Origin of the sequence: Nostoc sp. CHAB 5836 (assembly GCF_020829445.1) — a bacterium.
Lineage (GTDB): Bacteria > Cyanobacteriota > Cyanobacteriia > Cyanobacteriales > Nostocaceae > Nostoc.
On the sequence record NZ_JAIVFV010000024.1, the window covers coordinates 50,114 to 60,933 of the forward strand.

At 39.2% G+C, this 10,820-nt stretch carries 9 protein-coding genes; 5 read left to right on the forward strand and 4 right to left on the reverse strand.

Going from position 1 to position 10,820, the window contains the following annotated elements:
* Positions 1-30 precede the first annotated feature (30 nt).
* On the reverse strand, positions 31-705 hold the full coding sequence (locus LC605_RS07545) for a VWA domain-containing protein (RefSeq protein WP_229546942.1): 675 nt from the start codon (positions 703-705) through the stop codon (positions 31-33).
* A gap of 751 nt (positions 706-1,456) precedes the next feature.
* On the opposite strand from LC605_RS07545, the gene LC605_RS07550 reads away from it, so the two are divergent.
* The gene (locus tag LC605_RS07550) at positions 1,457-2,899 is read left to right on the forward strand and encodes a response regulator (protein ID WP_229546943.1); all 1,443 of its coding nucleotides are present in this window, start codon (positions 1,457-1,459) and stop codon (positions 2,897-2,899) included.
* 56 nt (positions 2,900-2,955) lie between these two features.
* Positions 2,956-3,156 carry a type II toxin-antitoxin system VapB family antitoxin gene (locus LC605_RS07555; RefSeq protein WP_229546944.1) on the forward strand — a complete coding sequence of 67 codons (201 nt, stop codon included), beginning with the start codon at positions 2,956-2,958 and terminating at the stop codon, positions 3,154-3,156.
* Positions 3,157-3,275: 119 nt separating this feature from the next.
* Here LC605_RS07555 and LC605_RS07560 read toward each other — a convergent pair whose 3' ends face one another.
* The gene (locus LC605_RS07560; RefSeq protein WP_229546945.1) at positions 3,276-3,515 is read right to left on the reverse strand and encodes a type II toxin-antitoxin system Phd/YefM family antitoxin; all 240 of its coding nucleotides are present in this window, start codon (positions 3,513-3,515) and stop codon (positions 3,276-3,278) included.
* A gap of 142 nt (positions 3,516-3,657) precedes the next feature.
* Positions 3,658-4,134, reverse strand: a complete 477-nt coding sequence (locus LC605_RS07565; protein ID WP_229546946.1) for a hypothetical protein — start codon at positions 4,132-4,134, stop codon at positions 3,658-3,660.
* Positions 4,135-5,070: 936 nt separating this feature from the next.
* Here LC605_RS07565 and pheT point away from each other — a divergent pair.
* Complete coding sequence (pheT, locus tag LC605_RS07570; RefSeq protein ID WP_229546947.1) at positions 5,071-7,521, forward strand: phenylalanine--tRNA ligase subunit beta; 2,451 nt, start codon at positions 5,071-5,073, stop codon at positions 7,519-7,521.
* A gap of 38 nt (positions 7,522-7,559) precedes the next feature.
* Here the strand turns inward: pheT and LC605_RS07575 are convergent, their stop codons facing one another.
* Positions 7,560-7,697 carry a hypothetical protein gene (locus tag LC605_RS07575; RefSeq protein ID WP_229546948.1) on the reverse strand — a complete coding sequence of 46 codons (138 nt, stop codon included), beginning with the start codon at positions 7,695-7,697 and terminating at the stop codon, positions 7,560-7,562.
* Between the two features lie 446 nt (positions 7,698-8,143).
* On the opposite strand from LC605_RS07575, the gene LC605_RS07580 reads away from it, so the two are divergent.
* Both LC605_RS07580 and LC605_RS07585 read left to right on the forward strand, forming a co-directional pair.
* Positions 8,144-9,709, forward strand: a complete 1,566-nt coding sequence (locus LC605_RS07580; protein ID WP_229546949.1) for an AAA family ATPase — start codon at positions 8,144-8,146, stop codon at positions 9,707-9,709.
* Between the two features lies 1 nt (position 9,710).
* On the forward strand, positions 9,711-10,820 hold a 1,110-nt coding region (locus tag LC605_RS07585; RefSeq protein ID WP_229546950.1), incomplete at its 3' end, for a WD40 repeat domain-containing protein.

Consider the following 10,820-nt stretch of genomic DNA (forward strand, 5'->3'; position numbering starts at 1 on the left):
GCTGTCTAAACATCAAGCTGCGATTTTTAATTAAACAGTCCCCCAACCAATGGGCGGTAGTGCTACCTGTTCGTCCACCTGCGAATGAGAAACAGTTGACATACTCGTTGACAACCAGACAAACATTTCGATAAAATTTAATCCTTTAAGCTTCAGGGGGGTACGCACAGCTATTTGATTTAAACGCGTCATATTCGCATTTTCTACACCCACTGTAAAAAATGCGACCCTTTTATTCGCTTCATCTCCCTGTAGGCGCTGGGATGCTTGTTCTACCACATGATCTAACTCGCCTTGCGGTTCTCCATCGGTAATCATGAATACCCAAGGACGATAGTAAGCAATCCCATTGGCACGATACTGAGATTTCCGCTCTTGAATTATGTCTAAAGCTTTATGAATTCCTGCACCCATTGTAGTCAAGCCCTGTGCTGTCAAAATCGGTGGATTGAATTGATCGGCAGTCACAAAGTCTTGTACTACATTGATATTACTATCAAAAGTTACGATCGCCACTTCCACCCGCCTTGCGGCTAAGGAATTTTTGACTAATTCATCCTTTAAACTTAGTAAACCCTGATTTAAAGCCTCAATAGGATCTCCTTGCATCGAGCCAGATGTGTCTAGCAAGAGTACACAAGGACAACGTGGTTCTGGGTTCTCAGCAAATTCTACTACTTCATCAAGTCTTAATGTATCATGCATAACTTTTTGTGTTATGTTAAAGTCCAAAACTTTATTTCCCTTTTATCAGAGTATATAATCTTAATCACCGAGGCGACTACAGAATATAGTATTTACTAGTAGACGCTCTCATCTTTAATTAAACAAATTATTTTCATGAACTTCACTATATCTTTAAGAAGAACTTTAGGACAGCTTAGTTTTGCAAAAAAGAGTTTATCAAAACCCAGTGTTACCTGTTGTAATGTATCTACCAACAATTTATATCCATTAAATCTACAGTACAATAAATACTTAATCTTTCCTACATAAGATTTTAAAGATTTTATGTAGAAGAATCGTTCATTTCTACAAAAGCAGTTAACCATAATTAAGATCGTTTGCTCTAGAAGTATAACAGTGTAACTGCGCGAATTGGGGTTCAAATCTGCCTCTTTAGGTTATTGGGCATCAATAAACCTCATCATTATAGTCTTTAGCCAAGAGTTGTCATTGGTCAGTAAAATCCGCAATTAACCAATACCTACTGATAGGCTAGCTATGACAAATGCTTCACTTTATTCATACCTACATACTTGTTTTTTGAGATAAATTAAGTAGAAAGTGCCAAATTTAACAAATGAGTTATAACAATAATTATTTTAATATATCTACATATATTAAAATGATTATTTCGTGAACAGAGAAATATTACAAAGAAGAAAAGATTTCATCGCTGATATTTTCACTCTACAAATCTTCGGTTGTTGATTCCGCAAAAAATTTCAAAAATATGAATAATTCAGGTACATTCACCAAACTACGTCCTCTAAGTTTATTAAGACAGTTATCTAATTGCTCCGACAGTACTTGTTTGCAAGCGTTGAGTAACTCAGTTTCTTGGTGGATTTACGTAGAACAGGGCAAAATAACTTATGCTACTCATTCCGTGGAACCATTTGATCGATTAGAACGTCATTTGCGTCGCCTCAGCCACCAAATTCCCCTGCTTACTAGTGAAGTTCGTGTTCAAGTACGTCTGATGTTTGAACCTGACTCACACAGTCAGTTAATCGAACATGATAGTAATTCCACAAGCCACCTTCCTGAGTATCAGGCTATATCCTGGCTTGTTAGTCAACAACATATAGATTCTACACAAGCAGCAGTGCTGGTTCAAGAATTAGTCAAAGAGGTGATTGAGTCATTTTTGCTAATCAAAGAAGGTACTTATGAACTAACAGAACCACTTAATACAACGCCAACAATTTGCCGGCTATATGTAGGCAAAATTTTAGAAAGTTGCCAAGTAAGATTACAGAATTGGCAGGCTTTTGTTCCTAAAATTTCTTCTCCGTATCAACGTCCATATCTGTTAATTAACAGCAACCTTCAGGAAAAAGATTTACCAAATCTTCAGCCAGATTTAACTAATTGGATGAAGGGTTTTAGCCTGTGTCATCTGGCTGCAATTTTAAATCAAGATGAAATTCAACTAGCTCAAAGTTTATACCCTTACATCCTTAAGGGCGGGATTATCTTGCATGAACCTGATCCACCATTTGATAAATTACCAAAGATTTTTGAAGAGCGATATCTACGACGGTCACTGAGCGAAGTGGTTGGCGCAGCCTCTCGTAGAGAAGTGCGGGCGACGCCTAAGCTTTTATCAAAATTGTTTCTGGGGTTAGTTGACACCAAAGAAAAACTAAGTGGTACCGTTAACGATATTTCTGAAGAGAATATAGCTGCTGTTCAACAATTACCACAGATTTATCCTCCTCTCAATGAAAACTTTCAGGAACCAACAATATTAAATAACATAAATCCTGCTTGCCAAAGAGTAACGGCTGCTACTGTAACGGCACAAAAAGTTCACAAAATTGTTTCTGTAGATGATAGCCCGACAATTCTTAAAGAAATTAGCTATTTCTTAGAAAATGAAAACTTTTCTGTAGTGACTATCAATGATCCACTAAAAGCCGCTTTGTCAATTATAAGGCACAAACCTGACTTAATTTTGCTGGATTTAAATATGCTAGGGATCGATGGTTATGAGTTGTGTCGGATTATACGAAATAATTCTATATTTCAGAAGACTCCCATCGTCTTTGTCACTGGGAGTAAAGGAATTGTACACAAAGTAAAAGCCAAATTAGTAGGAGCATCTGGATATCTTACCAAACCGTTTACCCGCGCCGAATTACTGAAAATGGTGTTTATGCATTTGACTTAAATTAACCACTCCAATGAGTCTTTTTTCTCCACATTACTTTGTGCGATAATCTACACATGACTACTAATCTAGAAATTGACGAAAACTTAATTAAGGAAGCTCTCGAACTTGGTGGTCATCCAACTAAGGATGCCGTTGTTGAAGAGGCATTACGAGAGTATGTACAACGTCGAAAGCAACTGAAAATTCTGGAGCTATTTGGCACAATTGAATATGACGATGATTATGATTACAAGCAACAGCGCCGGAGTCGATGAAAGTTATTGTTGATACTTCAGTCGGTCTTTAGCTAAGTTTACTTCTCAAGACAATATATTTATTATCTGATTCCGAAATCGCCAGAAAATAATAAAAATATGAGTATCTAATAAAACCTTCATAAACCCCAAAAAGAATCTGGTAAAGGCTCATCAAAATCATCACTCATTACCATAGAGCCACGATTTAAACCCGCTTTGGAAACTACAGGCTGTTCTTGGGGTTGAGACAAAGGCAAAACCCTTGCCCAAGGGACACCCTGCCGAGTTAGCGTCACTTCAACATGATTTTGGATATCTGACAATAAATCAGCTAAATTATCCGATAAGTCAGCAATATCGAAAGTTTTTGATGACATTTTTATTTATGCCCTACTCATTACCAGTATTATATAATAGCAGTCCTAAATCAATTGCTCAGAGCAAAAACCTGGGCTTGTTGAGAACAAAAAAAACAAGCCCAGGTTATATTGTTATCTTGTATATAGCTCTACGGCATTTCTAAGGATATGCAAAAATGATAATTCTTACAGGACGAAACTGAAAGGCAGTTGAATTTATTATTCCCTGTACATCTGAAGTATTCCACCAAAATCGATTGTCAACAGAATTACTAAATTCTAGAGTGTGCCAATTTCCATTAATATGTTGTACGGCTACTTGGATTCCATAAATGTAAGAGTTCCCCAAACCATGTGGTACAGAAAAGAAACCATCCACGTTTGTTGTAGTCGTTAAATAGAAAGTCCTGGGAGTTATCGGGAAGGCAGCAGCAATCAGGTAGTTATCTTTTGCATATAACTCTACCGTTTTTCCTTGTTGAAAGTTTTTTAAATCATCATTAAAATCACCTCTTCCAGGAAGAGTTACTATTTGATTGGATTGTTGAAATGAGTTGCTTGAAAGCTCAACAGCTTGAGCAGAATTAATTTTAAAGTTCGTCAGAGTTACAGCAGTAGCCGCCAAAATGGTAGACACACATAATTTTTTCAAATTTATCATAATAGATTAAACCCCTCTAAAAATTGTTATTAACTGCAAACATAAACGCTTCAAACTAAAAGTTACGTCATGCTGTTTGCTAGTTACTATATATATTCAAACAAAGTATTTAATTAGTCAAGTATTTGAGACTACTAATTTTAAGTAAGTCGGCGTTAAAAAATAAATCTATGTAACGAAATCTAAACTTAGAAAATAGCTTACAAATGAATCGTTCCAGGGTTTTTACAAATAATTGTTGATCATCTAAATGACTTATTGAATGATTTCCTCTCCGTTACTCAAAATTTCTACTTGAATATTTGCAACTCTTAGCACTACTATTCTTTGCGATCTGAAAATGTGCGGTGTTCAGATCCCCGACTTCTTGAAGAAGTCGGGGACCTAATTTTTCACGAATGATTTAGGATTGCTATATATTGTTCTGCTAGCCTAACGTAGTAGGATTGTTCAAGTGAAAGGGTACGCCTTGGGGGATGAGTAGTCATCGATCGCTAGCAGACACCCTAAATAGGACTTAGCGACTTGCAAATAAAAAACATCCCATGACAGACGCAAAAATTATCTCTATTTCTTCTCTCTCTGTGTCGCGCCAGGTGCTACAACGGGGAGGCAGCGAGGTCTTCTCCCTTGGCGCCAGCCTCTCCCCTTGGGAGAAGGGGAGACGCTTTAGCGCATGGGGGTTTCCCCCATGAGCGACTGCCGTGGGAACCCCCGCAACGCACTGGCTTCTCTGCGCCTCTGTGGTTCGTTTATTTGGATAATTTATTTCTTGGAAGTCCCTTACGCACAGTTAACGGAAAACGAACCACAGAGGACGCAGAGACCACAGAGGAATGAGAGTTTGAGAGAGTTTTTGCGTAAGTCCTATAAAATTAGAACAAAAGACGATTCCTAAAACAAGCACATTCCATGCGTATTTCTCTAAATTGGCTGCGCGAACTAGTAGAGATAAAACTTAGTCCAGAAGAATTAGCGGAAACCCTGACAATGGCAGGGTTTGAGGTAGAAGAAATTGAAGACCGCCGCACTTGGGCAAATGGCGTCGTGATCGGGAAAGTGCTTGAGCGTCAACCCCATCCCAACGCTGATAAATTGAGTGTTTGCCAAGTCGATATCGGTGCAGATGAGACTTTAAATATTGTCTGTGGCGCTGCTAATGTGAAGGCAGATATTTATGTGCCAGTGGCAACTACGGGTACTTACTTACCCAAGATCGATTTAAAAATTAAACCTGCAAAACTACGTGGTGTCCCATCTCAAGGCATGATTTGTTCTTTAAAGGAACTGGGTTTACCCACCGATGTAGAGGGAATTCATATTTTTACTCAGGAAAATTTACCATTGGGTAGTGATGTGCGGCCGTTGTTGGGTCTAGATGATGTAATTTTAGACCTGACTGCAACTGCTAATCGCGCTGATGCTTTGAGTATGGTAGGCGTAGCCAGGGAAGTAGCAGCTTTAACTGGTGGAAAGTTGAGCATTTTTCAACCAAGTGAAGTCTCTATTACCAATAGTGCTAGAAATTTAACTTTAAAAATTGCTGATACCCAAGCTTGTCCCGCATACATTGGTACGGTAATTGAACAGGTGAAAATTGCTCCATCTCCGGAATGGTTGCAACAGCGTTTACGGGCGGCTGGGGTACGTCCCATCAGTAATGTGGTGGATATTACTAACTACGTTTTGCTGGAATGGGGACAACCACTACACGCCTTTGATGGCGATCGCCTAAAATCTCTTGGAAGTAGCGAAAATTTAACAATTGGCGTCCGCTTCGTCAATAATGGCGAATCCCTCAAAACCCTGGATGGACAAACTCGCACCCTATCAACCCAAAATTTGTTAATTACCGCTAGCGACAAACCCGTTGCACTGGCGGGAGTCATGGGTGGAGAAGAAACAGAAGTTCATCAAGGGACTCAAAGCCTAGTTTTAGAAGCAGCTTTATTTGATTCCGTGGCAATTCGCCGTTCTTCGCGGAGTGTAGGCTTAAGAAGTGAGGCTTCTGGGAGATATGAACGGGGAGTTAACCGGGCTGAGTTGGAAATAGCTAATCGCCGCGCCTTATCGTTAATTAGCGAATTGGCTAGTGGAATTATAGTCCAGCAGGAAATTGCCGACACCCGCCCCGATCCGTCTACCTGGAGTCGTTCCATCGCCCTGCGTTTAGACCGAGTTAATCAAATACTCGGGCCAATCGATTTGGCAGAGGACACAGGTGAACTGCAAAGACAAGATGTTGAGCGCATCCTGACTGCATTGGGATGTCAGTTGACTTCTTCAGGAGAAGATAGCAACCATCAACCCACATGGTCAGTTTCCGTACCACCCTATCGTTACCGCGACTTAGAGCGAGAAATTGATTTAATTGAAGAAATCGCCCGTCTTTATGGCTATAACAAATTCTGTGATACTCTACCAGAAAAAGCGGAAGCTGGTTATCTACCTTTAGATGAGGAATTGATTCGCAAATTACGAGCTTTCCTTCGGGCTGAAGGATTGACAGAATTAATCCACTATTCTTTGGTCAAACCAGGAGAAGACAGAAATATAGTTTTGTCCAACCCGTTATTTGTTGAATATTCAGCGCTGCGAACCGATTTGATCTCTGGATTAATTGATGCCTTTCAATACAATTTAGAGCAGGGTAATGGTGCCCTTAACGGTTTTGAAATCGGGCAAATTTTCTGGCAAGAAGAAGACGGTTTGCAAGAAACAGAAGCGCTGGCTGGGATTGTGGGAGGGGATATTTCTGTTGGGAAATGGTCAAAAAGTGGACGCGAAGAACCCATCACCTGGTTTGAAGCCAAAGGCATTTTAGAAAGTGTATTTCAGCAACTGGGCTTGGAAATCGAATTTCAACCCGATCGCCGCGACGATCGCCTACATCCAGGGCGTACTGCTTCTCTGTGGATTAGGGGTACGAGGCTGGGAATTTTTGGACAACTCCATCCGCAATTGCGACGAGGAAAAGGTTTACCAGATTCCGTTTATGTTTTCCAGTTGGATCTAGATGTGCTTTTAGAATCTCTAGGACAAGATGAAATGCTCGTCCCCACATTTGCGCCTTATTCTACCTATCCAGCTAGCGATCGCGACATCGCCTTTTTCGCACCCGTGAAAATCTCAGTTTCCGAAATTCAAAAAGTAATTACCAAAGCGGGTAAAGATTTGCTCGAATCGGTGCAATTATTTGATGAATATCGGGGCGAAAATGTCCCCGAAGGGCAGCGGAGTCTAGCATTCCGGTTAATTTATCGGGCTAGCGATCGCACTCTTACTGAGGCTGAAGTCGAACCAGTACACAATAAAGTGCGTGAAGCCTTGGTGGAGAAATTCGGCGTCAATTTGAGGAGTTAGGAGTTAGGAGTTAGGAGTTAGGAGTTAGGAGTTAGGAGTTAGGAGTGATTACTAAGAAATAAATTACTACTACTTGTGGGGTGGACATCTTGTCCGCCCTTGCTTACAGGCGATCGTGTCGCCATTGGTGTCAACTTAACGTGAAAGTTATATCCCAATACACTTGGGTTAAGCATTTCCTCCTTCTCTCTTCTCTCTGTGTTCTCTGCGCCTCTGTGGTTCGTAAAAAAAAGAGTTTCAGCCCTTTTGTGAACCGTATTGAGTTATATCCCAATACACTTGGGTTAAGCATTTCTTTCTTATCTTTGCGTCCTTGGCGTCCTTGGCGGTTCGTTAAAAAAACTGACTTTTACTGAGAGTTTTAACCTTAACTGAACTGTATTGAGTTATATCCCGCAAGGAACTGAAGTTCCAAGAAGAATAGCAAAAGTAATCTAAAGATTACTAAATATCTCCAGAAATCCTTAGTCTACTTCAGTAGAGTTTCGCTAAAAGCCAAAGAACTTCAGTTCAAGGCGGGTGATGAAGCCAACAGTTAAGCCATTTCTAGGCTTTTGTTGACACCAATAGCGCTTTGTATAATATAATTCATAAGAACATAGCAAATTTTCGGTAATCAACGATGATAGAATTTGCCGCCATTACTTCTGTTATTAGTAAATATGCTCCTCAAGCTAGTCAAATAATCATTAAACAAGCCCAAAAAAACGAAGCTGTCATCAAAGTTTTACAGGAATTAGAACTCAATCCTACCCAAATTGCTGATGATGTTGATACTGTTTATGTTTACAGTCTGGTAAGGTATGGAGTATTTAAGCCAGAAGCAATTTTAAACCTGTTTAGAGAGAGAGTAATTAAAGATTATTTTTGGGATGCTTATAGTAATAATACTCCCTCTAAGTTCGTAGAAAATACAAAAAGATTTCTTAATCAAAATAGCGAGCTAAAAACGCAGATTATCAATGCCAAAATCAATTTTTTGGGTGAATTAGAAGAATTTGGTGAAGTTTTTATTACAATTGCTAAACAAACGAAAGCTTCACGATATCAGCCTTACCCAGATTGGAATTTAGATGTTTATCCCAAAGAATTTAAAGCCTTAATATTTGAAAAAACGCGCTTATTTTGCGGTCGTGATTTTGTGTTCCAGGCTATTCAAAAATTCTTCACCACTCAAGCAAAGGGTTATTTTACTGTGGTTGGGGATGCAGGGATGGGTAAAAGTGCGATCGCTGCTAAATACGTTTTAGCTACTAGATACCCTTGTTATTTTAATGTTTTCGCCGAAGGACGCAACAAACCAGAAAAGTTTTTAGCAAGTATTCGTCAACAATTAATTAAGCGTTATTCTCTCCAAAATGCAGACAATGCCGATTTAAGGACTTTATTGCAAAAAGCCAGTGAAGAACTAAAAGGACAAAAACTTGTCATTGTTGTTGATGCACTAGATGAAGTAGAACAAGAAGGAAATAGTAATCTTTTAGATTTGCCACAAAATCTTCCCGATGGAGTCTATTTTTTACTGACTAGAAGACCTTATAATCAAACAACAAAACGTTTAAATTTGTCTCCAGATACTCCTGTAAATGAATTAGATTTGACAAAAAGTGATTTTACAGTTTTGAATCAGGAAGATGTCAAAGAGTATATTTACTTATTTTTACACAATGATCATCAACTAAGAATTTGGATTAATGAGCGCAATATTTCTGAGGATAGTTTTACTCAGGAAATAGCTGTCAAGAGTGAAAATAATTTTATATATTTGCGCTATCTGTTACCCGGAATCTCTGAAGGTAAATACAATGATTTAACTTTAAACGGATTACCACAAGGTCTTCATGACTATTATACGACTCATTGGAATCGGATAGGGATGGATAATGAATCTAATGAAAAGAAGGTAAAAATACTGTACATATTGGTAGAAAGAGGTGAGCCAATATCTCTAAATATGATTGCAGAAATTCTTGATGAGGATGAATATGATGTGAAGTTGGTGTTAAATAATTGGGTTGAGTATGTAAAATCGGAAGTAAATGAAGATGAACAAAAAAATTATTATAGTATTTATCATCAGAGTTTTCTAGAATTTCTCAAAGGTCAAGACAAACTAGGTAAAGGTCGAAAACTATTTAAGGAAATTAATAAGAGTATGGCTAATTTTATGCTGAAGGAGATGGCATAAAATGGGTAAAATTGCCATTAAATTAGCATCAAAATCAGCAGAATTTAAAAAATTGTTTGTTGGTCAATTTCCTGAACAACAATTAAAAGCGGGAAATTCGGAAATTTATTATCAAACTCTCATAGATTTTGATTTTATTTCTCTGAAAATTCAATATCTTCAATTTGGAGTAGAAACCCTGATTAGAGATTATTATTTGATTGATGATCCAGAGATATTAGATAGTTTAGAAGAAGAAGAGAAACTAGACCCCGAACAAGTCAAACCCCTCAAATTAATTCAACGTACCCTACAGTTATCAGCCCATGTTTTGAATCAAGACCCAAATCAATTAGTAGGACAATTATGGGGAAGGTTACAGAGTTTTCCTGAGACAGAAATTCAGAAAATCTTGGTAGATGCAGTACAAAGTAAAAGTGAAATTCCTCGACTTCACCCGATCACAGCCAGTTTAACTACTCCAGGGGGAAACCTAGTGCGTACTCTGACTGGTCATAACAACTCGGTATTAGCAGTAGCGATCGCCCCAGATGGAAAAACAGCCGTTTCTGGTTCATCTGACAACACGCTGAAAGTGTGGGATTTGCAGACCGGAAAGGAAATCTTTACCCTGACTGGTCATAACGACTGGGTAAGAGCAGTAGCGATCGCCCCAGATGGAAAAACAGCCGTTTCTGGTTCATCTGACAACGCCCTGAAAGTGTGGGATTTGCAGACCGGAAAGGAAATCTTTACCCTGACTGGTCATAACAACTCGGTATTAGCAGTAGCGATCGCCCCAGATGGAAAAACAGCCGTTTCTGGTTCAGCTGACAACACCCTGAAACTGTGGGATTTGCAGACCGGAAACTTACTGCGTACCCTGACTGGTCATAACAACTCGGTAAGAGCAGTAGCGATCGCCCCAGATGGAAAAACAGCTGTTTCTGGTTCAGATGACAACACGCTGAAAGTGTGGGATTTGCAGACCGGAAAGGAAATCTCTACCCTGACTGGTCATAACAACTCGGTAAGAGCAGTAGCGATCGCCCCAGATGGAAAAACAGCTGTTTCTGGTTCAGATGACAACACGCTGAAAGTGTGGGATTTGCAGACCGGAAAGGAAATCTCT